Source organism: Bradyrhizobium forestalis (genome assembly GCF_002795245.1).
Taxonomy (GTDB): Bacteria; Pseudomonadota; Alphaproteobacteria; order Rhizobiales; family Xanthobacteraceae; genus Bradyrhizobium; species Bradyrhizobium forestalis.
The window spans coordinates 1-26,133 of record NZ_PGVG01000068.1 but is presented as its reverse complement, the minus strand read 5'-3'; the positions used below and the strand labels follow the sequence as shown (position 1 = coordinate 26,133).

24 protein-coding genes are annotated in these 26,133 nt (G+C 65.0%); 17 read left to right on the top strand and 7 right to left on the bottom strand.

What is annotated here, in order from left to right; all coding sequences use genetic code 11:
• The first annotated feature begins 347 nt into the window (after nucleotides 1–347).
• A complete protein-coding gene (locus CVM73_RS37155; protein WP_167407278.1) occupies nucleotides 348–2,276 on the top strand; it encodes an alkyl/aryl-sulfatase in 1,929 nt (642 codons plus the stop codon).
• A gap of 163 nt (nucleotides 2,277–2,439) precedes the next feature.
• On the opposite strand, the gene CVM73_RS37150 is transcribed toward CVM73_RS37155, so the two are convergent.
• Nucleotides 2,440–3,510, bottom strand: a complete 1,071-nt coding sequence (locus tag CVM73_RS37150) for a glycosyltransferase family 4 protein (RefSeq protein WP_100236687.1) — start codon at nucleotides 3,508–3,510, stop codon at nucleotides 2,440–2,442.
• A 273-nt stretch (nucleotides 3,511–3,783) separates the two neighbouring features.
• Between CVM73_RS37150 and CVM73_RS37145 the strand changes: the two genes are divergently transcribed.
• From CVM73_RS37145 to CVM73_RS37130, 4 genes are read left to right on the top strand one after another with little or no spacing between them, the layout of a single operon-like run.
• On the top strand, nucleotides 3,784–5,547 hold the full coding sequence (locus CVM73_RS37145) for an ABC transporter ATP-binding protein (protein ID WP_100236686.1): 1,764 nt from the start codon (nucleotides 3,784–3,786) through the stop codon (nucleotides 5,545–5,547).
• A 58-nt stretch (nucleotides 5,548–5,605) separates the two neighbouring features.
• Nucleotides 5,606–7,810, top strand: a complete 2,205-nt coding sequence (locus tag CVM73_RS37140; protein ID WP_100236685.1) for an amylo-alpha-1,6-glucosidase — start codon at nucleotides 5,606–5,608, stop codon at nucleotides 7,808–7,810.
• A 26-nt stretch (nucleotides 7,811–7,836) separates the two neighbouring features.
• The gene (locus CVM73_RS37135; RefSeq protein ID WP_167407279.1) at nucleotides 7,837–8,358 is read left to right on the top strand and encodes a PRC-barrel domain-containing protein; all 522 of its coding nucleotides are present in this window, start codon (nucleotides 7,837–7,839) and stop codon (nucleotides 8,356–8,358) included.
• A gap of 23 nt (nucleotides 8,359–8,381) precedes the next feature.
• The gene (locus CVM73_RS37130) at nucleotides 8,382–9,695 is read left to right on the top strand and encodes an MFS transporter (protein WP_100236684.1); all 1,314 of its coding nucleotides are present in this window, start codon (nucleotides 8,382–8,384) and stop codon (nucleotides 9,693–9,695) included.
• Nucleotides 9,696–9,741: 46 nt separating this feature from the next.
• On the opposite strand, the gene CVM73_RS37125 is transcribed toward CVM73_RS37130, so the two are convergent.
• The 4 genes from CVM73_RS37125 to fixL all read right to left on the bottom strand — a co-directional run bounded on the left by CVM73_RS37125 (nucleotide 9,742) and on the right by fixL (nucleotide 13,142).
• Nucleotides 9,742–10,440, bottom strand: coding sequence for a helix-turn-helix domain-containing protein (locus CVM73_RS37125; RefSeq protein ID WP_167407277.1), 699 nt, complete (start codon nucleotides 10,438–10,440; stop codon nucleotides 9,742–9,744).
• Between the two features lie 103 nt (nucleotides 10,441–10,543).
• Nucleotides 10,544–10,960: a response regulator transcription factor gene (locus CVM73_RS37120; RefSeq protein ID WP_100236682.1), complete on the bottom strand. Its 417-nt coding sequence runs from the start codon at nucleotides 10,958–10,960 to the stop codon at nucleotides 10,544–10,546.
• A gap of 43 nt (nucleotides 10,961–11,003) precedes the next feature.
• The gene (gene fixJ / locus CVM73_RS37115; protein WP_100236681.1) at nucleotides 11,004–11,621 is read right to left on the bottom strand and encodes a response regulator FixJ; all 618 of its coding nucleotides are present in this window, start codon (nucleotides 11,619–11,621) and stop codon (nucleotides 11,004–11,006) included.
• A gap of 3 nt (nucleotides 11,622–11,624) precedes the next feature.
• The gene (gene fixL, locus CVM73_RS37110) at nucleotides 11,625–13,142 is read right to left on the bottom strand and encodes a sensor protein FixL (RefSeq protein WP_100236680.1); all 1,518 of its coding nucleotides are present in this window, start codon (nucleotides 13,140–13,142) and stop codon (nucleotides 11,625–11,627) included.
• Between the two features lie 213 nt (nucleotides 13,143–13,355).
• On the opposite strand from fixL, the gene CVM73_RS37105 reads away from it, so the two are divergent.
• The 10 genes from CVM73_RS37105 (at nucleotide 13,356) to ccoS (ending at nucleotide 22,813) form a co-directional block, all read left to right on the top strand.
• On the top strand, nucleotides 13,356–14,189 hold the full coding sequence (locus CVM73_RS37105; RefSeq protein WP_100236679.1) for a universal stress protein: 834 nt from the start codon (nucleotides 13,356–13,358) through the stop codon (nucleotides 14,187–14,189).
• A gap of 38 nt (nucleotides 14,190–14,227) precedes the next feature.
• Nucleotides 14,228–14,653 carry a CBS domain-containing protein gene (locus tag CVM73_RS37100; RefSeq protein WP_100236678.1) on the top strand — a complete coding sequence of 142 codons (426 nt, stop codon included), beginning with the start codon at nucleotides 14,228–14,230 and terminating at the stop codon, nucleotides 14,651–14,653.
• Nucleotides 14,654–14,890: 237 nt separating this feature from the next.
• Entirely contained in the window at nucleotides 14,891–16,540 is a 1,650-nt protein-coding gene (gene ccoN, locus CVM73_RS37090; RefSeq protein WP_100236677.1) for a cytochrome-c oxidase, cbb3-type subunit I, read from the top strand.
• 10 nt (nucleotides 16,541–16,550) lie between these two features.
• Nucleotides 16,551–17,285 carry a cytochrome-c oxidase, cbb3-type subunit II gene (gene ccoO / locus CVM73_RS37085; RefSeq protein ID WP_100236676.1) on the top strand — a complete coding sequence of 245 codons (735 nt, stop codon included), beginning with the start codon at nucleotides 16,551–16,553 and terminating at the stop codon, nucleotides 17,283–17,285.
• Nucleotides 17,286–17,298: 13 nt separating this feature from the next.
• On the top strand, nucleotides 17,299–17,463 hold the full coding sequence (locus CVM73_RS37080; protein WP_028135114.1) for a cbb3-type cytochrome oxidase subunit 3: 165 nt from the start codon (nucleotides 17,299–17,301) through the stop codon (nucleotides 17,461–17,463).
• Nucleotides 17,464–17,469: 6 nt separating this feature from the next.
• Nucleotides 17,470–18,345 (top strand): cytochrome-c oxidase, cbb3-type subunit III, encoded by an 876-nt coding sequence (ccoP, locus tag CVM73_RS37075; protein ID WP_100236675.1) that lies wholly within the window; start codon nucleotides 17,470–17,472, stop codon nucleotides 18,343–18,345.
• A gap of 120 nt (nucleotides 18,346–18,465) precedes the next feature.
• Complete coding sequence (gene ccoG, locus CVM73_RS37070; RefSeq protein WP_100236674.1) at nucleotides 18,466–19,932, top strand: cytochrome c oxidase accessory protein CcoG; 1,467 nt, start codon at nucleotides 18,466–18,468, stop codon at nucleotides 19,930–19,932.
• Nucleotides 19,933–19,959: 27 nt separating this feature from the next.
• Nucleotides 19,960–20,445: a FixH family protein gene (locus tag CVM73_RS37065; protein WP_100236673.1), complete on the top strand. Its 486-nt coding sequence runs from the start codon at nucleotides 19,960–19,962 to the stop codon at nucleotides 20,443–20,445.
• A gap of 11 nt (nucleotides 20,446–20,456) precedes the next feature.
• Nucleotides 20,457–22,646, top strand: coding sequence for a cation-translocating P-type ATPase (locus tag CVM73_RS37060; RefSeq protein ID WP_100236672.1), 2,190 nt, complete (start codon nucleotides 20,457–20,459; stop codon nucleotides 22,644–22,646).
• A complete protein-coding gene (ccoS, locus tag CVM73_RS37055; RefSeq protein ID WP_100236671.1) occupies nucleotides 22,646–22,813 on the top strand; it encodes a cbb3-type cytochrome oxidase assembly protein CcoS in 168 nt (55 codons plus the stop codon). Before CVM73_RS37060 ends, ccoS begins: the two co-directional genes overlap by 1 nt.
• On the opposite strand, the gene CVM73_RS37050 is transcribed toward ccoS, so the two are convergent.
• Entirely contained in the window at nucleotides 22,810–24,012 is a 1,203-nt protein-coding gene (locus CVM73_RS37050) for an MFS transporter (RefSeq protein ID WP_100236670.1), read from the bottom strand. The genes ccoS and CVM73_RS37050 overlap by 4 nt on opposite strands.
• Before the next feature lie 157 nt (nucleotides 24,013–24,169).
• The gene (locus tag CVM73_RS37045; RefSeq protein WP_100236669.1) at nucleotides 24,170–24,649 is read right to left on the bottom strand and encodes a cupin domain-containing protein; all 480 of its coding nucleotides are present in this window, start codon (nucleotides 24,647–24,649) and stop codon (nucleotides 24,170–24,172) included.
• Between the two features lie 238 nt (nucleotides 24,650–24,887).
• Between CVM73_RS37045 and CVM73_RS37040 the strand changes: the two genes are divergently transcribed.
• A complete protein-coding gene (locus tag CVM73_RS37040) occupies nucleotides 24,888–25,172 on the top strand; it encodes a hypothetical protein (RefSeq protein WP_100236689.1) in 285 nt (94 codons plus the stop codon).
• Nucleotides 25,173–25,256: 84 nt separating this feature from the next.
• The gene (locus CVM73_RS37035) at nucleotides 25,257–25,973 is read left to right on the top strand and encodes a peroxiredoxin-like family protein (RefSeq protein ID WP_100236668.1); all 717 of its coding nucleotides are present in this window, start codon (nucleotides 25,257–25,259) and stop codon (nucleotides 25,971–25,973) included.
• The last annotated feature ends 160 nt before the right edge of the window (nucleotides 25,974–26,133 follow it).

The window sequence follows — 26,133 nt, the reverse complement described above, 5'->3', positions numbered from 1 at the left end:
CGGGGGCTGGACCGGCTACTCTAGCGACAAATCCAACGGCCCAATCACAATGCGCGATGGGCTCGAACGCTTCCGAGCCATCGCGCAAGGCTTCTTCCTTGCCGAAAATGTGTGCCCAAGCTAGCCCCTTGTGGGAGAGGGTGGCTCGCCGCGGAGCGACGAGCCGGGTGAGGGGGGTCTCTCCGCACACGCCTCTCCTAATCAGTGCGCGGATCGAACCCCTCATCCGGCGCCATAGCCGAAGCTTCGCTTCGGCGTTCTTAAGAACGGCGGCCGACGGCCGCCTATGCCACCTTCTCCCACAAGGGGAGAAGGGAAGAGGGTGCAGCGTCCGGGGAGGAGCAAGCATGATCGAACACAGCAACGAGCCGAAAGACGCATCTCCGTCGGTCATCGCGCAGCACGTGGCCATGCTCGCCGCCTTGCCGTTTTCCGACACGCGGGATTTCGACGATGCCGCGCGCGGCTTCCTCGGCACGATCGAGCATGCGACGATCACCAATCCGCAAGGACGAACCGTCTGGAGCCTCGAGCCCTACGGCTTCCTGTCCACTGAGGAGGCGCCGCCCACGGTCAATCCCAGCCTGTGGCGGCAATCGCGGCTGAACATGCGGCACGGCCTGTTCGAGGTCGTGCCCGGCGTCTACCAGGTGCGCGGCCTCGACATCGCCAACATGACGCTGATCGAGGGCGACAGCGGCGTCATCGTCGTCGACACCCTGACCTCGATCGAAGGCGCCCGCGCCGCGCTCGATCTCTACTTCAAGCACCGCGGCACGCGGCCGGTCGCGGCGATCATCTTCACCCATACCCATACCGACCATTGGGGCGGGGCGCGCGGCGTGCTGGCGGAGGATGCGCTGGCAAGTAGCCGCGTGCCTATCATCGCGCCGAACCTGTTCATGGAGCACGCCGTTTCCGAGAACATCATCGCCGGGCCGGCGATGTTGCGCCGGGCGCAGTACCAGTTCGGACCGCTTCTCGCCAAGGGTGTGCGCGGACAGGTCGATTGCGGTCTCGGCAAGTCGATGGCGGCCGGCTCGGTCGCGCTGCTGCGCCCGACTGACCTCATCATGGCGACCGGCGATACGCGCGTGATCGACGGCGTCGCATTCGAGTTCCAGATGGCGCCGAACAGCGAAGCGCCGGCGGAGATGCACTTCTTCATCCCGCGCTACAAGCTGTTGAACCTCGCCGAGAACTGCACGCACAATTTCCACAATCTGCTGCCGTTCCGCGGCGCCGACGTGCGCGACGCGCTGGCCTGGTCAAAGTATCTGGGCGAGGCCTTGCGGCTCTGGGACGGCAGGGCGGAGGCGATGTGCGGCCAGCATCATTGGCCGGTGTGGGGACGCGAGCGCATCGGCACGATGATCCGGCAGCAGCGCGATCTCTACAAGTTCGCGCATGACCAGACCATTCGGCTGATGAACCATGGTCTCACCGCTGCCGAGATTGCCGAAACGATCCAGCTGCCGACGAGCTTGGAGGCCGCCTGGCACGGCCGCGGCTATTACGGCCACATCCGGCACAATGTGAAGGCGATCTATCAGAAATATCTCGGCTGGTACGATGCCAATCCGGTCAATCTCGATCCGTTGCCGCCGGTGGAATCAGGCAGGAAGTATGTCGAGTACATGGGCGGCGCGGACGTGATCCTCGCGCGTGCGCGGACCGATTTCGACAAGGGCGAGTTTCGTTTTGTTGCGCAGGTGCTCGGCCATCTCGTCTTTGCCGAGCCGGACAATGCGGCGGCGCGCGCGCTCTTGGCTGACACCCTGGAGCAGCTCGGCTATGCCGCCGAGAGCGCGACCTGGCGCAACGCCTATCTGTTCGGCGCGCAGGAATTGCGCCAGGGCATGCCGAAGGTGCCGGCGCGCCCGCCGATGCCGCGCGAGACGCTGGCCGCGCTGCGCACTTCCCAGCTCTGGGACGTGTTAGGCATCCGCCTCAACGGCCCCAGGGCAGAGGGCAAGCACATCGTCTTGAACTGGCGCTTTTCCGACACCGGCGAGACCTTCGTGCTCAATCTGGAGAACTGCGCGCTCACTTACGCCGAGGGCGTGCAGGCGGAGAATGCGGACGCCGGCTTCACGCTGGCGCGCGCCACGCTCGATGAGGTGATCGCCAAGCTGACGAGCTTCCCTGAGGCGGTCGCCGCCGGCAAGGTCAAGCTGTCGGGCAATCCAATGAAGCTCGCCGAGCTGATGGGCCTGATGGACGAGTTTCCAAGAATGTTCGAGATTGTGGAGCCGAAGCGGGCGGGGGTGAGGTAGGGCGGCTCGTGCCCCGGACGCAGCGCAGCGCTTCTTCAGCGGTGCGCTGCAGAGCCGGGGCCCATGCTTCCGAGAGCACGCGCCTGCCGCGTGGGTCCCGGCTCTGCGCAGCAACGCGAAGGGCGTTGCAGCGCGTCCGGGACACGAGAGTTGCGAGCAGCCCTTACTCCGCGCTGCTCACCAGCTTGATCCGCGGCGCCTGCGCCTCGGTCAGGCTGCGATAGGCTGCGAGATAGTCCAGCGCCATGCGCCGCGCCGTGAAGCGCGTCTCGAACTGCTTGCGGATCGCGGCGCGGTCGAGTTGCGGAAGGCGGTTCACCACGCCCGCGGCACTGATGACATCCTCGACGACGAAGCCGGTGAGGCCCTCGTCGATGATCTCCGGCACCGAGCCGCGGTTGAAGGCGACGACCGGTGTTCCGCATGCCATGGCCTCGATCATGACGAGGCCGAACGGCTCCGGCCAGTCGATCGGCAGCAGGAGGCCGAGCGCGCCGCTCAGGAAATCCGCCTTCTCGTGATCGCTGATCTCGCCGATGAAATCCACCAGGGGATTGTTCTCGATCATCGGCCGGATCAGCTCGTCGTAATAATCCTGGTCGGCGCGGTCGACCTTGGCCGCGATCTTCAGCGGAATGCCGCAATGAGTCGCGACCTTGATGGCGCGGTCGACGCCCTTTTCCGGCGCGATGCGGCCGAGCACGGCGAGATATTCCTGTTTCGCCGGCTTCGGCGTCAGCAGATTCTCCGGTAGGCCGTGATGGATCGTCGTCACCCAGTTCGCCTGCGGCACCGGGCGCCGCTGCGCATTGGAGATCGAAATGACAGGCATCTTGGAGAAGGTGTTGAAGACCGGCTGATGCTCCGGCAGATCGAGCCGGCCGTGCAGCGTGGTCACGAACGGCGTCGGCTGGCGGTGGAACAGCGACCACGGATAGTAGTCGAGATGGAAGTGGAGGAAATCGAACTCCTCATCGTCACATTTCTGCCGCACCCGCTCCAGCAGCACCATGTGCAGCGCATTGGGATCGCGCACGGAACCGTCGAGACGGAGCGCCTTCGGCCACAACGCATCCAGCTTGCCTGACGTCTGCGAGTCGCCGCTGGCGAACAATGTCACGTCGTGTCCAAGGGCCACCAGCTCTTCCGTCAACCAATGCACCACCCGCTCGGTGCCGCCATACAGCTTGGGTGGAACAGCCTCCGTCAACGGAGCTACCTGCGCGATGCGCATCTCGCCATCTCCTCTGCGATCATGAATGTTGAAACCCCCGCCTGTACGGCACCGGCAATGCCAGACGAGGGAACGTTCCCGCACCTGCGAAGTTCCTTCCCCCAAACGTTACATATTCGACACGTCGGGGATCGCCGCGATGCTGCCACCACATCTTCGCAGATCGTCCGCATCCGCATGTCGTGATGAACTTGCCCGGGAACCGAGGCTAAGTGGTCGATGTTCACTCGACCAGTGACGAAGCGAAAATCAGCATAACGGGGCGATAGCCATATGGATCAGCTTTCTGGATACGCGCGCAGGCCATTTGCTTTTGTCCTGCGCTATCTCCGGCGCCGTCTTGCGTCGCATTTGCTGATCCTGACCGCGGTCGTGGCGGCCGTAGCGTGCTCCGTGGGCACCCAGTATGGCGTCAAATCCCTGGTCGACAGCCTGTCCGCCGGCCCATCACATGGTGGGAGCGTATGGCTGGCATTCATTTTACTCATGTCGCTGATCACGGCCGACAATTTCCTGTGGCGGATCGCGAGCTGGACGGCGAGCTTCACCTTCGTTCGTGTCACGGGCGATTTACGCCGTGACATATTTCGTCATCTGACCGGACACGCGCCGAGCTACTTCTCGGACCGCATGCCCGGCATGCTGACGAGCCGCATCACGGCGACATCGAACGCGGTGTTCACCGTCGAGAATATGTTCGTTTGGAATGTGTTGCCGCCCTGCATTGCCACAATTGCGGCAATTGCCCTGATTGGAACCGTCAGCCCCTACATGGCCCTCGGCCTGATCGTGATCGCCGGCGGCATGGTGGTTGCGATGTTTCGTCTGGCCGCGGCCGGCAAGCCGCTGCATGACGATTTCGCCGACAAGGCCGCGGTGGTCGACGGCGAGATGATCGACGTCATTAGCAACATGCCGCTGGTGCGCGCCTTCTGCGGCATCAGCCACGAGCATGAGCGGTTCGACGCGACAGTGAACCAGGAGCTGACCGCGCGAAGCCGCAGCCTGCGTTATCTGGAAAAGCTGCGGCTGTTGCATGCCGCCATAACCGTGCTGTTGACGATTGCGCTGATGGCCTGGGCGATCTCGCTCTGGCAGAAGGGCGAAGCGACGACCGGCGACGTCGTACTGGTCTGTACGCTTGGCATCTCCATCCTGAGCGCCACGCGTGATCTCGCGGTGGCGTTGGTCGACGTGACCCAGCACGTCGCGCGGCTGACCGAGGCGATCGCCACGCTGCTGGTGCCGCACGAATTGCGCGACCATCCCGAGGCCGAGCCGCTGGTGAAGAGCGGGGCCGCGATCGCGTACAACAACGTCACTTTCGGCTATCCCGGGGCTGAGAAGATCTTCGAGCGGTTCAGCCTGCGGCTCCAGCCCGGCCAGCGCGTCGGACTGGTCGGGCAGTCCGGCGGCGGAAAATCGACGCTGTTCACGCTGCTCCAGCGCTTCTATGATGTCGACGATGGCAGTATCACCATCGACGGCCAGGACATCTCGAAGGTGACGCAGCTGAGCCTGCGCGAGGCGATTTCCGTCGTGCCGCAGGACATTTCCTTGTTTCATCGCTCGATCCGCGAGAACATCCGCTATGGCCGGCCGAACGCGACCGACGACGAGGTGCTGCGCGCGGCGATCGCGGCGCGCTGCGACTTCGTCGAGAGCCTGCCTGACGGCCTCGACACCATGGTCGGCGACCGCGGCGTCAAGATGTCCGGCGGCCAGCGCCAGCGCATCGCCATCGCGCGCGCCTTCCTGAAGGATGCGCCGATCCTGCTGCTGGACGAGGCGACTGCCGCGCTCGACAGCGAATCCGAGGAGGCGATCCGCGAGGCCCTGTCGCGCCTGATGCGCGGCCGCACCGTGATCGCGATCGCGCATCGGCTCGCGACGCTGCGCAATTTCGACCGCGTCGTGGTGCTGAGGAATGGTAAGATCATCGAGGACGGCTCGCCCGAGCGTCTGATGCAGGGCCATGGGCCGTATCGCGAGCTGGTCACGCAGGAGATGAGCCGGCTCGCGCAAGCCGCCGCGTAAACCAACAGTCGCGTTCTCGTGTCGGTTGCGTTTCGAAACAAGCGCAGGGGAGCAGCTCATGTCGCCCGAAGCCGTAACCCAATTCGTCTCTGTGACGCGGACCTCGGAACAGGTCGCGGAACAGCCTTTCTACATTCCGATGACCGGACCCTCGGCCCGGCCACGGCGTTCGCTGAAGCACGACGACACTTTCATCGTGCTCGACAGCCATGGCGACATCGGCGCGTCCGCCGGCGGGCCGGACGGCCTGTTCCATCACGATACGCGTTACCTCGCACGGCTCGAGCTCGTGCTCGATGATCTCCAGCCGCTGCTGCTCGGCTCGAACCTGCGCGACGACAATTCGGCGTTGACGGTCGACCTGACCAATCCGGACATCTACCGGCAGGGCAGCCTGGTTCTGCAAAAGGACCTGCTGCACATCGTGCGCACGATCTTCCTGTGGCGCGGCACGGCCTATCAGCGCATCGGCGTGCAGAACCATGGCGACCGGCGCAGCAGCTTCGACCTGACGCTGCTGTTCGGCAATGACTTCGCCGATTTGTTCGAGGTCCGCGGCGAGCGGCGACCGCGCCGCGGGATCGGAACGAGCCGGCTGCTCGGGCCGACCGACGTCCTGTTCGAATATCGCGGCCTCGATGACGCCGAACGTACCACCGGACTGCATTTCGATCCGCGTCCGACGCGGCTCTCGGTCAATGCCGCGACCTGGGAGCTCGACCTGGAACCGCACCAGGCCAAATCGCTGTTCGTGGCGGTGTCCTGCAACCGGCCGGTGACGGAGAAGCCGGTGCGGTTCTTCCCGGGTCTGCTGGCGCACCGCCGCGAGATGCGGCGTCAGGCGGTAGGCGCCGCCAGCATCGAGACCTCCAACAACATCTTCAACGAGGTGCTGTGCCAGGCCATGGCCGACCTCAACATGCTGATGACCGAGACCCCGCAGGGGCGTTACCCCTATGCCGGCATTCCCTGGTACTCGACGACGTTCGGGCGCGATGGCCTCATCGCCGCGCTTCAGATGCTCTGGATCGATCCGCGCGTCGCCAAGGGCGTCTTGCGCCGGCTCGCGCATTTCCAGGCCACTTCGATCGATCCGTTCGCGGACGCCGCGCCCGGCAAGATCCTGCACGAGATGCGCGGCGGCGAGATGGCCGCGCTCGGGGAGGTGCCGTTCGCGCATTATTACGGCAGCGTCGATTCGACCGCGCTGTTCGTGCTGCTGGCGGGGAGCTATTTCGAGCGCACCGGCGACGAGGCCACGTTGATCGAGCTGTGGCCGGCGATCGAGGCGGGCCTGGCCTGGATCGACGGCCCCGGCGATCCCGACCAGGACGGCTTCGTCGAATACCAGCGTGCGACCGAGAAGGGGCTCGCCAACCAGGGCTGGAAGGATTCCTACGACGCGATCTTCCATGCCGACGGCCAGCTTGCAGAGGGCAATATCGCGCTCGCGGAAGTCCAGGGCTACGTCTTTGCTGCCAAGCAGCTCGCCGCGCGTTGCGCGCTGCGCCTCGGCAAGCCGGACCGCGTGCGCAAGCTCGAGAGCGAAGCCAGGGCGCTCGCCGAGCGCTTCGAGAAGGCGTTCTGGTGCGAGGAGCTCGGCACCTATGCGCTCGCGCTCGACGGCAAGAAGCAGCCCTGCAAGGTCAGGACCTCGAACGCCGGGCAGGTCCTGTTCAGCGGCATGATCCGCGAGGACCGCGCGCGCCTCGTCGCTGCCGATCTGATGCGGCCGCATTTCTTCTCGGGCTGGGGCATCCGCACCGTCGCGCAAGGCGAGGTGCGCTACAATCCGATGTCCTATCATGACGGGTCGATCTGGCCGCACGACAATGCGCTGATCGCGCTCGGGCTCGCGCGCTACGGCCTCAAGCATTCGGTGGCGCATGTCTTCAAGGGGCTGTTCGATGCCGCGACCTATATGGATCTGCGCCGGCTGCCCGAATTGTTCTGCGGCTTCCGGCGCGAGAAGCGGCGCGGCCCGACGCTCTATCCGGTCGCCTGCGCGCCGCAGGCTTGGGCCAGCGCGACGCCGTTCACGCTGCTGGAGGCGGCGCTCGGCCTCGAGTTCGACGTGGCGCGCGGCGAGATTCGCCTGCGCAATCCGCATCTGCCGGCGTTCCTCAACGAGGTGATCCTGCGCGATCTGCGCCTGCGCGAGTCCAGCGTCGATCTTCGTGTCAGCCGCCACGGCGACGACGTGGCACTAGAGGTGATGCGCACACGCGGCCAGATCCAGGTCTCGATCGTGCTGGCGCGCTAGCGGTGCGTCGTGAGGAGGGTGCCATGATGCGTGCGATCGGAGCGTTGATCCTGGGCGTGGCGATCGTGGTTGCCATGACGGTCGCGCCGTCGCGCGCCGCGGAGGATCAGCCCGCAGGCCAGAGTGAAGCGAATGCGCCGGCGACGGCACAGCCGCCGGCCTCGACCGTCCCGGTGACGCCCAAGGACGCCGCGCCGCCGCCCTCGGTAACCATCATCGGCGCGAGCGAGGCCCACGGCGTGCTCGGCCGCGACGTTCGCAGCGCCGCCGGCGAGGACATGGGCCGCATCGTCGACGTCATCGTCGATCGTACCGGTCACGTCCGCGCCGCGGCGATCGATTTCGGCGGCTTCCTCGGCGTCGGCAGCCGCAAGATCGTGGTGGACTGGAACGCGCTGCGCTTCGGCAAGATCGCCAACAAGAAGGACAGCATCACGTTGGAATTGACCAAGGCGCAGGTCGCGGCCGCGCCGGAATACAAGGAAGATACGCCGATCGTCGTGCTCGGCGCGTCCGGCAGCCTTCAGCCGCTGCAAGCGATCCAGTGAGGTGCAGGGAGGGCTAACCGCCCGTGCTGTTGTCGAGGAAGCCGAGCCATGCAGATCGCGGCGGCCGCGTCGAGAAGGACAACGTCGTTGCGCCATCGGCTGCAGGCATTCCGGCGCCGTCGCGCCAGAGCCTGCGCGGCCTCGACTGGTTCATCTTCTTCCTCGCCGACGTGCAGACCGGATTCGGTCCCTTCATCGCGGTCTATCTGACGACGCAGAAATGGACCCAGGTCGAGATCGGCCTCGTGCTGTCGATCGGCGGCATCGTCGCCCTGATCGGCCAGATGCCCGGCGGCGCGATCATCGATGCCGCGAAATCCGAGCGTCTCGTCGCCGCACTCGCGATTACGACCATCGGCGCCTGCGCGCTGGCCTATGCCGCGATGCCGATCTTCCCCGTCGTGGTGACCGCCGCCACGCTGCATGCGATGGCGAGCTGCGTGCTCGGGCCTGCAATCGCCGCGATCAGCCTCGGCCTCGTCGGCCCGCTCGCGATCGGCGAGCGGCTCGGCCGCAACGCGCGCTTCGCTTCGCTCGGCAACGGCGTCGCGGCGGCGGTGATGGGCACCGCGGGCTATCTCCTGTCGAGCCGCTCGGTCTTCCTGGTCACCTTCCTGCTCGCGATCCCGACCCTGATCGCGCTGTCGCGCATCCGCGAGAATGAGGTCGACATCAGGCGCTGTCACGGCGAGATGCCGCCCGAAGCCGCCGACCGCGGCGACACCAATATCTGGCACCTGATCCGGCAGCGCCCGCTGATCGTCTTCGCACTCAGTGTGCTGCTGCTGCAGCTCGCGAACGCGGCGATGATGCCGCTGATGGCGAGCGCGGTGACGGCGCGGTCGAGCCAATGGGCCACCGTGCTCGTCGCCTTTTGCATCGTCGTACCGCAGGCGATCGTGGCGCTGCTGTCGCCGACGATCGGGCGCAAGGCGCAGCTCTGGGGCCGGCGGCCCCTGCTGCTGATCGGATTCGGCGCGCTGGCGATTCGTGGCCTTTTGTTTGCGACCGTGCGCGATCCGTATCTCCTGGTGCTCGTGCAAGTGTTCGACGGCATTACCGCGGCGGTATTCGCGGTGATGATCCCGCTGATCGTCGCCGACGTCGCCTTTGGCACGGGGCATTTCAACTTGGCGCAGGGGATCGTCGGCACCGCAACCGGTATCGGCGCGTCGTTGAGCACGGTGCTCGGCGGCTATGTCAGCGACAAGTTCGGCAATGCCACGGCGTTCATCGGGCTGTCCGGCGTTGCGGCGGCCGGGCTCTTGCTCATCTTCTTTGTGATGCCGGAGACACGGCGCACGGGCCTGGTCGCCACAAAAGAAATGGCCGACTGAACGAATTCAGCCGGCCAAAGTGGGTGGGGAGGAGGTCGTCAGAGAATCAGGCGTCGAGATTGTGCAGGCGTTGGCGGTTGCGCAGCACGATCTGGCGGGCGCCGGAGAAACCGAGAATGCCCTGGGCGTGAAGCTGCGACAGTGCGCGCGACACGGTTTCGAGGGTGAGGCCGAGATAGTCGCCGATGTCGCGGCGGCACATCGGCAGCGCCATCATGCCGGCAACGGCGAGGCGGCGGTCCATTTCGAGCAGGAAGGTCGCAACACGCTCCATCGCGGTCTTGCGGCCCAGCAGCAGCATGTGGTCCTCGGCATGGCGAAGCTCACCGGCGGTCATGGCCCAGAGCTTGCGGGCAACCTGCACATCGGTGCCGGCGGCCTTCTCGAGGCTCGCGCGCTTCACGAGGCGCACGGTGGTGTCGATGATGGCTTCTGCGGCGAGGCGGTGCGTGGGACCGGATTCGAGGCCGAACACGTCGCCGGGCAGATGGAAGGCGCCGATCTGACGGCGGCCGTCGGAGAGAAGCTTGTAGCTGCGCACCGCACCGGTAACGACCTGATAGACATATTCGGCCGCCTCGTCCTCGCCATAGATCTCCTCGTCCTTGCCGTAGGAGAACTCGGTGGCGACCAGGCCGACATGGCCCGTGATCGCGCCGAACTGGTCGGTAACGGGGTGGGCAGGGGCAATCTTGCCACCGATTTGGGTGTTGATCGCCTGGGTGTTGATTGTCTGGGTCAGCATCTGCGCCATCTCCGTTGTGATGGCGCTTTCCTACGCGGTATCGGGTGCTTCGAAAATTTCGCGAGATATCTTAAGGGGGGTGCCTTACGTAGAATCCCGTAGGTCAGGCGCGGGGGCGGTCCTGGATGGCGTGGCGGATGCACTTGACCAGGTTTTCGTCGAGAAGCGGCTTCAAAATCACGTCCTTGATGCCCGCCGTCGCGGCCCGGGCCGAGATGTTCTCGTCGGGATAGCCGGTGATCAGGATCACAGGTGCGTCGTGGTCGGATTTGCGCAAGCGGCCGGTCAGCTCGATGCCGTTGATGTCCGGCATCTTGTAGTCGATGACGTAGCAGTCCGGCCCAGGCGCGCCGCCGACATTGAGCAGCGCCGTACCGCTCCTGAAAGTCCGCACGGCGAAGCCGTCGGTCTCCAGCAAGAAGCGCAGGGATCCCAGGACGGCGGCATCATCGTCGACCACAAAGACGGTGAGTTGTGGGGAGGACGGCAGCCGCGCATGGTGTGAGCTGACCTCGATCATGCTGGCTGATTAGCACGGCGCCGGGAAGGCGCCTTGACCTGCCTCAATCGTTGAGCATGCCCGCGCGCATCGCCAGCCGGACCAGCTCCGAGAGACTGCTCGCCTGCATCTTGGTCATGACGTTGGCCCGGTAGACCTCGATGGTGCGCGGGCTGATGTCGTATTCGCGGGCGATGAGCTTGTTGGAGAGGCCTGCGATCAGCCCCTCCATGACCTGGCGCTCCCTGGGACTCAAGGACGCGACGCGGGCGGCGATGTCCTGCGCGACAGCCTCGTTCTTGGCGGCGGGCTCGGCCTGGCGGATCGCCGAATCGATCATGGCGGTGAGACGGTCGTCATCGAACGGCTTTTCCAGGGAATCGGCCGCCCCGAGCTTCATCGCCTCGACCGCGAGCGGCACGTCGCCATGACCGGTCATGATCAGGATCGGGAACGGGCTTTGCTGCGCCTTCATCCGCTTCAGCAGCTCGATCCCGTCGAGGCCGGGCATGCGCACGTCGGAGACGACGCAGCCGAACTTGAGGCTGGGCAGGGCTTCGAGAAAGGCGAGCGCGTCGTCGAACAGGGTGACGGCGAAGCCCGCGGAATCCAGCAGGAAATTCAGCGAGTCCCGCATCGCTGCGTCGTCGTCGATGACGTAGACATTTCCCTTGGTCGTCATGAATCAGCTCTCGTCGGTTGCCGGCAAGGTGAAGCGGAATGTCGCCCCGCCCGCCGCGTTGTTCTCGGCCCACATGCGGCCGCCGTGTGCCTCGATGATCGAGCGGCTGATGGACAGTCCCACGCCCATGCCGGTGTCTTTGGTGGTGAAGAAGGTCTGAAACAGGTTTGGAATGACGTCGTCCCGGAAGCCGATGCCGGTGTCGGAAACCTCCACCTCGATCATGCCGTCGGCGACACGCGTGTTGGCGACGACGAGCTCGCGCTGCGGCGATTGCGCCATTGCTTCGAGCGCGTTGCGGAACAGGTTGACCAGCACCTGCTGAATCTGCACCCGGTCGGCGAGGACGAGATCGGCGTCGGGATCGAGGCTGAAGCGCAGCTGCACGTTCTGCTCGCGCGCGCCGGCGAGCCCGAGCGCGCCGGCTTCCTCGATCAGCTTGGACAGGCTCTCGACCCGCTTCTCCGATTCGCCGCGGGAGACGAAGTCGCGCAGGCGGCGGATGATCTGGCCGGCGCGCAAGGCCTGCTCCGCCGCGCGATCCAGCGCGCTTTCGACCTTCGGCGCATTGGCATCGCTGCTGCCGGCGAGGAGGCGCCGCGATCCCTTCATGTAATTGCTGATCGCCGCCAGCGGCTGGTTGAGCTCGTGGGCGAGCGCGGAGGCCATCTCGCCCATCGCGGTCAACCGTGACACGTGCACGAGCTCGGATTGCAGCTCCTGGAGCCGCGCCTGGGTCTGCTGGTGCTCGGTGAGGTCGCGCACGAAGCCGGTGAAATAGGGCTCGCCCGCGCGTTGCGTCTGCCCGACGGACAGGTGCATCGGGAAAGTCGTGCCGTCGCGGCGCTTGCCCGTCACGATCCGGCCGATGCCGATGATGTGCGGATCGTTCGTCTTGAGATAGCGCGCGATATAGCTGTCATGACGCGACTGATCGGGCTCCGGCATCAGAATGCTCACGTTCCGTCCGATGGCCTCCTGCCTGCTGTAGCCGAACAGCCGCTCCGCGGCGCTGCTGAAGAGCTGCACGATGCCGCGTGAATCGATGACGATCATGGCGTCGGGCACCGTTTCGAGAATCGAGCGAAGATGATTCTCCTGGGAGCGCAGGGCTTCCTCGAGCTGCTTTTCCTGGTTGATGTCGAGGAATATCCCGCTGAGGTGACGTGGCGCGCCCGCATCGTCCCGGATCACACCGGCCCTGGCTCGGATCCATTGACCGCTCCCGGACGCGCTGCCGACCTTGAAGGACAGGTCAAGTCCCCCGCCGCCATCCGAGGTGCGTCCGATCGCCTTCACGAGCTGGTCCCGATCACTCGGTTCCAGCAGCGAGAGAAAGAGATCGTAGCTGACGGCTCGGTCGCGCTCGAGGCCAAACAGCCGCTTGGCCAGGTCCGACCATTCAAGCTCGCGCGTCTGCAGATCAAGGTCCCAGGTGCCCACCCCGAATCCTTCGATGCGGCCCCGGAAGTGCTCGCCCCGACCATCGTCTGCCGGATGGGTCACGCGGTTCGGCGTCAAGCTCTGCTCCTGTCCTCGGCGGGCAGGCGGATGCCTTTACCGCTCCCGCAATTTCGCCCAAGGCTCGCTTGGAGGCAAGCGCGGACGTTGAATTCACTGGCGGATTTCCCACTGAACGGCGAGGGCGCCAGGGGCGCCTGCTTTGATCTATCTCAGCCTGCCGCGCGGCAGCAGGTCTAGGATTCAAAAAATTGGTGTTGCTGGAGATACCCTATGACATACGCGACCGTCATGGTCAGCTTGGCGCTCGATCAGCCCAACGAGGCGCGTCTTCGGGTCGCGGGGGAACTCGCCGAACGATTCGAGGCTGCCATCGTCGGGGTCGCCGCGGCGCAGTTCGTGCCGCCGCTCTACTTCACCGACGGCACCGAGGCGCAAGCGCAGATCGATGCGGGCGAAGCGTCGGTCAAGCGACGGCTGGCCGACCTGGAAGCACAATTCCGCGCGGCCATGAAAAATCGCGGCGGACATGCGGAGTGGCGCAGCGCGATGGATTTTCCGGCACGATTCGCCCTGGCACAGGCGCGTTGCGCCGACATCGTCGTCAGCGGGGGGCAGAGCCCGGCCTTCTCCGATGCTTTCTCGCTCGCAAGCCCCAAGGACCTGGTGATGCAGGCCGGCCGTCCGCTTCTCGTCGTCCCCGATCGCGCCAGCTGGCTCGACTTGCGCAACGTGCTGGTGGCGTGGAAGGACACGCCGGAGGCGCGGCGGGCGGTGGCCGATGCGCTGCCGATGCTGCGCAAGGCGAGGGACGTCACCATCGTTGAAATTCCCGAGCTGCGCGACGACCGTTCGGCCGTGATGGCGGGCGTCACCGACGTTGCCGCATGGCTCGGCCGTCACGGCGTCACCGCGACCGCACGCGTCTCGGAGGCCGCGGAAAACGAAACCCCCGCAAAGCAATTGGAGAAAGTCGCCGGCGACGTCGGCGCCGGCCTGATCGTCGCGGGTGCTTATGGTCATTCGAGATTTCGCGAACTGATCCTGGGAGGCGTCACCCAGTATCTGGTCACGCAAACCGCTCGCAGCGTGCTGCTGTCGCACTGAGCGCCGGCCCGTCAATATGGAATCGAGGAGGACGCGCCGTGTATAGATTTCTTGAACAGACCGCCAGTGGCTACATGACGCGCAACGTCAAAACGGTGCAGCGCGACCTCGACTTGTTTCAGCTCAGCGAGATGTTCGAGGCCGACGATTTCAACAGCTATCCGGTCGAAGACGACGGGCAAGTGGTCGGCATCGTCACCAAATTCGACATCCTGAAGTGCTTCGCCTTCACGCCGAGCCAGATGTTGCCGCGCTACGATGACCTGATGAGCCGCAAGATCGGCGACGTCATGACGCCCGAGTTCATCTATGTCAGCCCCGACACGCGGCTCACTCGTGTGCTCCAGATCATGGTCGAGCACCGCATCAGGAGCATCATCGTGCTCGACGGTGCACAGAAGCTGGTCGGCATCATCGCCCGCGAGGACGTCATCGCGGCGCTCAAGGCGACGGCGCGGGAGTGACGAAGCGCCGGATGAGGGGGCTCTCTCCGCAGAGAGACTGTTGACGCGGGATCAACCCCTCACCCAAACGAGTTTGCCGCACCTTTCTCGCTGCCCTCTCCCACAAAGGGAGAGGGCACTTCAACTAGGGCTGCATCAGCCCTCACATTAACAGAAATCCATCCATCTTGATTTCAATCAATTCCCCGCGAGGGTGAATGTGGTTTCTGGCAGCGTGTTCTTTCAGAGAGAATCCGCATGAGCCAGCCCTCCATCTCCAAATCCATGACCATCGGTGAAAGCGGCTTGGCTGTCGTGTTCGCAGTCACCGCCTTCCTGTGCGTGATCGCCTCGGCCAAGGCGCTCGATGCGCCCTTCGCCTTCCACGCCGCGCTCAGCGCGGCGGCGAGCGTGGCTGCAGTGTTCGTCATCATCAACCGCTACTTCGAGCGGCCGGTGGCGCTGCCGCCGGCGGAGATCAACGGTCGCCCCAACTACAACATGGGGCCGATCAAGTTCTCCGCCTTCATGGCGATGTTCTGGGGCATTGCCGGATTCCTCGTCGGCCTCATCATCGCCTCGCAGCTGGCCTGGCCCGCGCTGAACTTCGATCTGCCCTGGACCAGCTTCGGCCGCCTGCGGCCGCTGCACACCTCCGCCGTGATCTTCGCCTTCGGCGGCAACGTGTTGATCGCGACCTCCTTCTACGTGGTGCAGAAGTCGTGCCGTGCGCGCCTTGCCGGCGACCTCGCGCCGTGGTTCGTCGTGGTGGGCTACAATTTCTTCATTCTGATCGCCGGCACCGGCTATCTGCTCGGCGTCACCCAGTCGAAGGAATATGCCGAGCCGGAATGGTACGCCGATTTGTGGCTGACCATCGTCTGGGTCGTCTATCTGCTCGTCTTCCTTGCCACCATCTTCAAGCGCAAGGAGCCGCACATCTTCGTCGCGAACTGGTTCTATCTCGCCTTCATCGTGACGATCGCGGTCCTGCATCTCGGCAACAATCCGGCGCTCCCGGTCTCGGTGTTCGGCTCGAAGTCCTACATCGCCTGGGGCGGCATCCAGGACGCCATGTTCCAGTGGTGGTACGGCCATAACGCAGTCGGCTTCTTCCTGACCGCCGGCTTCCTTGCCATCATGTACTACTTCATCCCGAAGCGCGCCGAGCGGCCGATCTATTCCTACCGGCTCTCGATCATCCACTTCTGGGCGCTGATCTTCCTCTACATCTGGGCCGGCCCGCACCATCTGCACTACACGGCGCTGCCGGACTGGACGCAGACGCTGGGCATGACCTTCTCGATCATGCTGTGGATGCCCTCCTGGGGCGGCATGATCAACGGCCTGATGACGCTGTCGGGCGCCTGGGACAAGCTGCGCACCGATCCCGTGCTGCGCATGCTCGTGGTCTCCGTCGCGTTCTACGGCATGTCGACCTTCGAAGGCCCGATGATGTCGATCAAGGTGGTCAACTCCCTCAGCCACTACACCGACTGGACCATCGGCCACGTCCACTCCGGCGCGCTCGGCTGGGTCGGCTTCGTCTCCTTCGGCGCGCTCTATTGCCTGGTGCCGTGGGCCTGGAATCGCAAGCGCCTCTACAGCCTGAAGCTCGTCAACTGGCACTTCTGGATCGCCACGCTCGGCATCGTTCTCTACATCTCGGCGATGTGGGTGTCCGGCATCCTCCAGGGCCTGATGTGGCGCGCCTACACCTCGCTCGGCTTCCTCGAATATTCCTTCATCGAGACCGTCGAAGCGATGCATCCCTTCTACATCATCCGCGCAGCCGGCGGCGGCCTGTTCCTGATCGGTGCGCTGATCATGGCCTACAATCTCTGGATGACGGTTCGCGTTGGCGAGCAGGAAGTCCAGATGCCCGTCGCTCTTCAGCCGGCGGAGTGAGGAGCAAACAATGTCGTTCTGGACACGCCACCAAGTCTTCGAAAAGAACTCGATCATTCTCGTCGTCGGCATCCTGCTGGTCATCGCGATCGGCGGTCTCGTCGAGATCACCCCGCTGTTCTACCTCAAGAGCACGATCGAGAAGGTCGACGGGGTCAGGCCGTACACGCCGCTGGAGCTCGCCGGACGCAACGTCTACGTCCGCGAGGGCTGCTATCTCTGCCACTCGCAGATGGTCCGGCCCTTGCGCGACGAGGTCGAGCGCTACGGCCACTTCTCGCTCGCCGCCGAGAGCATGTTCGACCATCCGTTCCAGTGGGGCTCCAAGCGCACCGGTCCGGATCTCGCCCGCGTCGGCGCCAAATATTCAGACGATTGGCACGTCACCCATCTGACCAATCCGCGCGCGATCGTGCCGCAATCGGTGATGCCGGGCTATCCGTTCCTCAGCGCGAACGAGGTCGATCCGGATGCGATCGCCGGCGACATGCGCACGCTCCGGACCGTCGGTGTGCCCTACACCGACGAGCAGATCGCCAGCGCAGGCGCCGATTTGAAGGCCCAGGCGGATCCGGACAATGCCGGCACCGACGCCTTCACCAAGCGCTACGCCAAGGCCGTGGTGCGCAACTTTGACGGCAAGACCGGAACGCCGACCGAGATGGACGCGCTGATTGCGTACCTGCAGATGCTCGGAACGCTGGTCGACTTCAAGATCTACAACGAGAAAGCCAATCTTCGCTGAGAAGGCATGAACGATGAAAGCCATCCTGACCGTCCATAATCTTGCGTCCGATCTCGTGACGACGATCTGGACCCCGGTGTTCGTCGCGATCTTTCTCGCGATCATCGCCTACGCATTTTGGCCCCGTAACAAGGCTGTGTTCGACAAAGCAGCGCACCTGCCGTTGCGGGAGGAGTAGAGAACCATGACCGATCATTCTAGCGACATCGATTCCGTCTCCGGCAAGTCCACGACCGGACACGAGTGGGACGGCATCAAGGAGCTCAATACGCCGCTGCCGCGCTGGTGGGTGATCTGCTTCTACCTCACCATCGTCTGGTCGATCGGCTACTGGATCGTCTATCCGGCCTGGCCGCTGATCTCCAGCAACACCACGGGCATGTTCGGCTACTCCTCACGCGCCGACGTCGCGGTCGAGCTCGCCAATCTCGAGAAGATCCGCGGTGACAAGATGGCGGCGCTGGGTGCGGCCTCGCTCGCCGATATCGAGAAGGACCCGGCCCTGCTGGCGCTCGCCCGCGCCAAGGGCAAGACCGTGTTCGGCGACAATTGCGCGCCGTGCCACGGCTCCGGCGCCGCCGGCGCCAAGGGCTATCCGAACCTGAACGACGACGACTGGCTGTGGGGCGGCACGCTCGACCAGATCATGCAGACCATCCAGTTCGGCGCGCGTTCCGGCCATGCCAAGACCCATGAGGGCCAGATGCTCGCCTTCGGCAAGGACGGCGTGCTGAAGGGCGATGAGATCGTCACGGTCGCCAATTACGTGCGGTCGCTATCGGGCCTCTCGACCCGCAACGGCTTTGACGGCGCCAAGGGCCAGAAGATCTTTGCGGAGAATTGCGCCGCCTGCCACGGCGACGCCGGCAAGGGCAACCCGGAGATGGGCGCACCGAACCTGACCGACAAGATCTGGCTCTACGGCTCCGACGAGGCGAGCCTGATCGAGACCATCAGCCAGGGCCGCGCCGGCGTGATGCCGGCCTGGGAAGGCCGGCTCGATCCGGCCACCATCAAGGCGATGGCGGTCTATGTCCACTCGCTCGGCGGCGGCAAATAGGCCGATTCACGACCGACGACTTCCGGCGGGGGCGAAGAAAAGCGCCCCCGTTTGCGTTGGATCAAGGGCCTTCCCGGCGCCGGGTTTAGGTTCAATCGCACCTCTCGAGAAAATCCCGCGATGAACAAGACCGTCAACCCGAACGATCTCAAGCCAGCCGACGACGTCGGGCCGCTTTATGCGGCCCGCAAGAAGGTCTACCCCCAGAGCGTCTCCGGCACGTTCCGGCGGATCAAGTGGACCCTGATGGCGATCTGCCTCGGCGTCTACTATCTCCTGCCCTTCGTGCGCTGGAATCGCGGCCTCGGCGCGCCCAGCCAGGCAGTGCTGATCGATCTTCCCAACAGCCGCTTCTACTTCTTCTTCATCGAGCTGTGGCCGCAGGAGGTCTACTACTTCACCGGCCTCTTGATCGTTGCCGCGGTGGCGCTGTTCTTGATGAACTCCATCGGCGGCCGCATCTGGTGCGGCTATCTCTGTCCGCAGACCGTCTGGACCGACCTGTTCTATGCGGTCGAGCGCCTGATCGAGGGCGACCGGCGCGAGCGGATGAAGAAGGATGCGTCGACCGACCCGATGAAGCTCGAGCGCATCTCCGAGATCGTGCTCAAGCATTCGATCTGGCTCATGATCGCCTGGTGGACCGGCGGCGCATGGGTGCTCTACTTCAATGACGCCCCGACCCTGGTGAAGGAGCTCGTCACCTTCCAGGCGCCGATGATCGCCTATATCTGGATCGGCATCCTCACCACGACGACCTATCTGCTCGCCGGCTACATGCGCGAGCAAGTCTGCACCTATATGTGCCCGTGGCCGCGGATCCAGGCGGCGCTGACCGACGAATGGGCGCTCAACGTCACCTACCGCTACGACCGCGGCGAGAAGCGCACGTCGGTGAAGAAGGCCGCCGAGCTGCGCGCGCTCGGCCAGCAGGTCGGCGATTGCGTCGATTGCTACCAGTGCGTCGCGGTCTGCCCGACCGGCATCGACATCCGCAACGGACCGCAGATGGAATGCATCCAGTGCGGCCTCTGCATCGATGCCTGCGACAACGTGATGACCAAGATCGGCCGGCCGAAGCGGCTGATCGGCTACGACAACGACATCAACATCCACCGCCGCCAGGAAGGCAAGGCGCCGATCTACCGGATCGTCCGCGCCCGCACCATCGTCTACAGCGCGATCATCGCGGCGGTCGGCGGCTTCATGGTCTATACGCTGGCGACGCGCAGCCTGCTCGACGTCAACGTGCTGCATGACCGCAACCCGGTCGCGGTCAAGCTCAGCGACGGCTCGATCCGCAACGCCTACACGGTGCGGCTCTTGAACAAGAGCGGCTACGACCGTGCCATCGCCATCGACGTGGAGGGGCCAGTCAATCCCAAGATGCACGTCGTCGGCGTCGATTCGGTGACGCCGGATCGGCCGATCATCGTGATTCCGCGCGACTCCACCAGCGAGCTGCGGCTGCTCGTCACCGCACCGGCCGAAAACAATCCGGAGAAGTCGATTCCGGTCCGCTTCCACGTCATGGACATCGGACTCGGCGTCGCCGCGAGCGCCACCGACAATTTCGTCGCGCCGTAAGTCCAGCCGTAAGTTCAGGAGACCATCATGTCATCCAAGCCGCTGACCGGAACCAAGGTCTTCCTGATGCTCGTCGCCTTCTTCGGCCTCGTCATCGGCGTCAACGTCACGATGATGAAGCTGGCGATCGCGACGCTGCCCGGCACCGATGTCGACAGCCCCTATGCCGCGGGCCTGGTCTATGACCGCGAGATCTCGGCGGCGCAGGACCAGGCCGCGCGCAAATGGAAGGTCAACGCCCATATCGAGCGCCGCAACGACGGCGGCGCCTCGGTCCAGGTCGAGGCTCGCGATGCTGGCGGCCAGCCGATCTCCGGGCTGAAGTTCGGCGGCCGGCTGGAGCGGCCGACCGACAAGCGCGCCGATCTCGCCGTCGAGCTCACCGAAGCCGGCATCGGTCTCTATCGCGGCAGTGCCGCGTCCGTTGCGCCGGGCCAATGGGACCTGGTGATCGAGGGCGAGGCGCGAGGGATGCGCGTGTTCATGTCGCGCAACCGCGTGATCCTGAACTGAAGGATCTTGTCATGCAGGTCACGCGCGATTTCTCCCACTATGTTCGCGATGCGGGCGAGGGCGTCCGGCACATCGATCTCGCCGTCGAGGGCGTTCACTGCGCCGGCTGCATGGCGAAGATCGAGCGCGGGCTGTCGGCCATCCCTGATGTCACGCTGGCGCGTGTCAATCTCACCGACCGCCGCGTTGCGCTGGAATGGAAAGCGGGCACGCTCGACCCCGGCCGATTCATCGATCGGCTCGAGGAGCTCGGCTACAAGGCCTATCCGTTCGAGACCGAGAGCGCGGAGGTCGCCGAGGTCGCCGAATCGCGGTTCCTGCTGCGGTGCCTCGGGGTTGCGGCATTCGCCACCATGAACGTGATGATGCTGTCGATCCCGGTGTGGTCGGGCAACGTCTCGGACATGCTGCCCGAGCAGCGCGATTTCTTCCACTGGCTGTCGGCGCTGATCGCCTTGCCGGCGGCAGCCTATGCCGGCCAGCCGTTCTTCCGCTCGGCCTGGCGCGCGCTGGCGGCGAAGACCACCAACATGGACGTGCCGATCTCGATCGGCGTGATCCTGGCGCTCGGCATGTCCGTGGTCGAGACCATCCACCACGCCGAGCATGCCTATTTCGACGCCGCGATCATGCTGCTGACCTTCCTCTTGGTCGGCCGTTTCCTCGACCAGAACATGCGGCGGCGGACCCGCGCGGTCGCCGGCAATCTCGCGGCGCTGAAGGCGGAGACGGCCGCGAAGTTCATAGGTCCCGACGAGATCTCGCAGGTGCCGGTCGCAGCGATCAATCCCGGCGACATCGTGCTGCTGCGGCCCGGTGAGCGCTGTGCGGTCGACGGCACCGTGATCGAGGGGCGTTCCGAGATCGACCAGAGCCTGATCACCGGCGAGACGCTCTATGTCACGGCGGAGCACGGCACGCCGGTCTATGCGGGATCGATGAACATCTCCGGCACGCTGCGGGTGCGGGTCTCGGCCGCCTCCGAGGCGACGCTGCTCGCCGAGATCACGCGGCTGCTCGACAACGCGCTTGCCGCGCGCTCGCGCTACATGCGCCTCGCCGACCGCGCCTCGCGGCTCTACGCGCCGGTCGTGCACGCGACGGCGCTGATCACCATCCTCGGCTGGGTCATCGCGGGTGCGTCCTGGCATGATGCGATCGTGACCGGCGTTGCGGTCCTGATCATCACCTGTCCCTGTGCGCTGGGTCTCGCGATTCCGACGGTGCAGACGGTCGCCTCCGGCGCGATGTTCAAAGCGGGTGTACTGCTCAATGCGGGGGACGCGATCGAGCGGCGGGCCGAAGCCGACCATGTCATTTTCGACAAGACCGGCACGCTGACGCTGCCCGATCTCGAAGTCATGAACGCGGCCGACATCCCCGCCGATATCTTCGAGCTCGCCGGCCGGCTCGCGCTGTCGAGCCATCATCCGGTCGCAGCCGCGGTTGCGCTGGCTGCCGGTGCGAAGTCTCCGATCGTCGGCGCGGTGGAGGAGGCCGGGCAGGGCGTCCGCGCGACCGTCGACGGCGTCGAGCTTCGCCTTGGGCGTCCGTCCTTCTGCGGTGCCGAGACGCTGGTTGGCGGCGCCACGCTCGATCCCGAGGCCTCCATCGTGGCTTTCAGCAAGGGCACCGCAAAATTCATCCTTTCCGTCCGCCAGGGCCTGCGCCCCGATGCGCGGGCCGTGATCGCGGCGCTGAAGATGCGCGACATCGGCATCGAGATTCTTTCCGGCGACCGCGAGCCGGCGGTGAGGGCGGCGGCGCACGCGCTCGGCATTCCCGAATGGCGTGCCGGCGTCACCCCGGCCGACAAGATCGCGCGGATCGAGGAACTGAAGCAGCGCGGCGCAAAGGTGCTGATGGTCGGCGACGGCATGAATGATGCGCCCTCGCTCGCGGCGGCCCATGTCTCGATGTCGCCGATCTCGGCCGCGCATCTCAGCCGGGCCACCGCCGATCTCGTGTTTCTCGGTCGGCCGTTGGCTCCCGTCGTCGCCGCCATCGACGCTGCGCGCAAGGCGCTGCATTTGATGCGGCAGAATCTCTGGCTTGCGATCGGCTACAATGTGCTTGCCGTTCCGGTCGCGATCAGCGGCGTCGTGACGCCCCTGATTGCGGCGGCCGCGATGAGCGGGTCGTCGATCCTGGTGATGTTGAACTCGCTGCGCGCCCGCAGCGCCTCGCGGGAGATCGTGTGATGGAGATCCTGGTCATCCTGGTCCCGCTGGCCCTGATGCTCGGAGGTGCCGGTCTCGTCGCCTTCCTCTGGTCGCTCAAGAGCGGCCAGTACGACGATCTCGACGGCGCCGCCTGGCGCGCCATTGCCGACGACGAACCGCCGCAGGAAGCCCCAGTCAAGCGCTAACGCTTCAAGGCAGTCGTGAGCAGAGCTGCGGCGGCGAGGGCCAGACCCACGCCGGCCACGCAAGCCTGCCAGCCGAAGGCGTCGAACAGCCGTCCGAGCACCGCCGTGCCGATCAGTCCGCCACAGAAGTAGCAGGCCAGATAGGTGCCGCTGGCGATGCCGCGGCTGTCGGTGGCTGCCTGTCCGACGAAGGCGGTGGCGGTCGCCTGCGCGAAGAAGGTGCCGATACCGACCAGAACCATCCCCGCGAGCACCGCGCTCAGATGCGGCACCAGCATCAACGGCAGACCGATCCCGGCGACGGCGAGCGAGCCCCAGATCGTCGGCCGTGGACCGAGGCGCGATGCGACCCTTCCGGCCAGCAACGTCGTGACCACCGAAGGCAGGAAGACGACATAGACGAAGCCCAGCCCCATCATGCCGAGCGACAGCGGCGGCCGCACCAGAACGAAATTGACGAAGGTGAAGGTGCCGATGAAGGCGAACAGAATGCAGAAGCCGATGCCGTAGGCGGCGCGCAACCGCGCATCGCGCCAATGTGCGAGCATCGCGACGAGCGGCGATTCCGCCGCAGTCATCGCGTGCATCGGCTGGACGTGCTTGATGGTGAAATAGACCAGCGCAGCGCCGGCGAGATTGAGGGCGGCGAAAACGTAGAAATTCCACGCGAGGCCAAGGCCGTCGGCGACGGCCGCCGAAACCAGCCGGCCGATGAGGTTGCTGGCGACGTTGCCGGTGATGTAGGCGGCAAACGCGCCGCCGGCGTCCATCGCGCTGCATTGCTCGCCGAGATAGGCCAGCGTCAGCGCGAACGCGGAGGCCATGCACAGGCCCTGCGCAACCCGCAGGACCGTAAAGACGGCAAGATTGGGTGCGCTCGCCAGCAGGCTCGTGGGGATCGCCAGGAGCAGCAGGCTGAAGAGGATGCCGGTCCGGCGCTCGATATGCGGGCTCAGAACGCCGACGACGAGGCCCGCGACGGCCATGCCGAAGGTGCTGGCATTGACGGCGAAGCCCATCGCGGCCGGTGCGACGCCGTAGTGGCGCGTCAGAGAAGGCAGGATTGCCTGGGTCGCGAACAGGTCGACGACGGTCAGGAATGCGGTGAGGCCGATCACAAGCGAGCGAAGCGCGAGACCCGGCGAGTGCGCCTCCATCGTCATCGCCCCTTGTGTGATGGGAGCTGAAAGATCGGACATGGCACGACTTCTCCTCGACTTGTCATTCCGGGCTGGTGCGAACGGGACGCGCAGAGCGCGGGCCGGAGCACCAGACCCGGAATCTCGAGATTCTCAGGTGCGCAATTGCGCACCATAGTTCGCTTCGCGCCCCGGAATGACGGGGCATCAAAGGCCGTCACATGTGATGGTCGTTCGGATCCTTTCGGACGTCGCCGACATAGAGAATGACGGTCTCCTTGCCGAGGTTCTTCCACCAATGCGAGGTGCCGAACACCTCGGGGCGGATGTCGCCGGCCTTGTGCACGATCGGATCGACGCAGTTGGAGGCGTATTCGACGATTTCGCCCTGCTGCACGAAGATCAGGGCAGGGCGGTCGTCATGGCTGTGCCAGGGCACGATGCCGCCGGGCGCGATGGTCAGCTTCCGGAAGCGCAGCTCGCGACCCTCGATATGTGCCGGCTGCTTGCCGAGATCGATCGCCCCGAGCGTGACGTCGGTGACGCCGACGGGTTTGTGGTCGACCATCTGCTGCGCGTTCGGCTTGATCTTGCCGGCCGGGCATTCGCCGGCGAAGACCGGCGTTGTAAATGTCAGCGCTCCGAGAACGGCTGCGCCTGTCCAAGCCACGCGCGACACTATGTGATGCCTAGACATGGAAAGTCTCCTGTGTTGGCCGCAACCCCGCTGGTCGCCGGCTATGACAGGAGCTTCATCGAGATCGCGTCCATCTTGAAATGCCGGCTTGCTCTCGATGCGATAGCCCGGCGCTATGCCGATAGGCGGCGGCTATCGAACCGATTGGGCATCGGCATTTCCGCTGTCGCAGCATCCGGCGTCCGATGGCAGCGCGCCCGATTGGCGGGCGTGCTCGTCAATCCGCAAGGAGCACCCCATGACGAAAGTGTCCAAAACCCTGATCTTTACCGCTGCCTTCGCGGTGATCGCGACATCGGCCTTCTCGGAAGCGGCCTGGGATTTGAAGGCCGGCATGGCCTATGTCTATGGCGGTCCCGGCAAGATGTCGGCGATGGCCATGGCCCCGGCCGAGAAGAACCACGAGGCCATGATGAAGAACGCGAAGAAGGTGCCGGACAACACCGTGTTCTTCATGGACAAGGGCACGCTGTACTCCACCTCTGGGCGGCTGGATCCGACCGGCAACTTCTACGTGAACTGAGCCCGATCTTGGCATCGCGGCCGCCCCTTGCGGGCGGCCGAACCGGGAAACTAGTATTCGCCGCAGCAATGCCGGAGCAGAAAGATGACATCTCTCTCGCCAGCCGACGCCGAACAGCTCAGGCTCGCCTTCCAGCGCTGCCGCGACATGGACGGCACGCTGAACGAGCAGCTCCGCGCCTATGCCGATGCCAGCCGCACGGTCTTTCCCGCCTATGGCGAGGCGGTCGATCGCCTGGTGGCGCGATTGAACGGAAACGGCGGTGGCGAAACCGCGCCGCGCCCGGGGGATTCGATGCCGCCGTTCGTGCTGCCGGATGAGGGCGGGCGTCTCGTCGCGCTGCCCTCGCTGCTGGAGCGCGGCTCCGTCGCGGTGATGTTCTTCCGCGGCCATTGGTGTCCCTATTGCCGGCTCAATGTCCGCGCGGTGGTGCAGGCGCAGGAGCGCATCAAGGCGATAGGCGCGCAGGTCGTTGCGATCATGCCGGAGACGCAGGAATACACGAGGCAGGTCAAGGCCGACTCCGGCGCGCCGTTTCCGATCCTGACCGATCTCGACAACGGCTATGCGCTGTCGCTCAATCTCGCGATCTGGCTCGGCAACGAGATCCAGCAGGTGTTGTCCTATCAGGACATGGCGAAGTTCCACGGCAATGACGGCTGGATGCTGCCGATCCCGGCCGTGTTCGTGGTCGGCCGCGACGGCATCGTGAAAGCCCGCTTCGTCGATCCAGATTTTCGCAAACGCATGGAGATTGACGATCTGGTCGAAGCGCTGGAGCGCGCGGGCAAGAAGAGTTGAGCCGCGCGCACTGCTCTTTCCCTCTCCCCTTGTGGGCTAAGGCGTGCACAGATTTTTCTTGCCTTGAGTGAATCGAGTCTGATTCTTTGCAGTGCGGTTGAGAAGGATGACCGCATTGAAGGCAGGAATGGATTGGTCGGTCGGCCGTTTTGGAGACGTT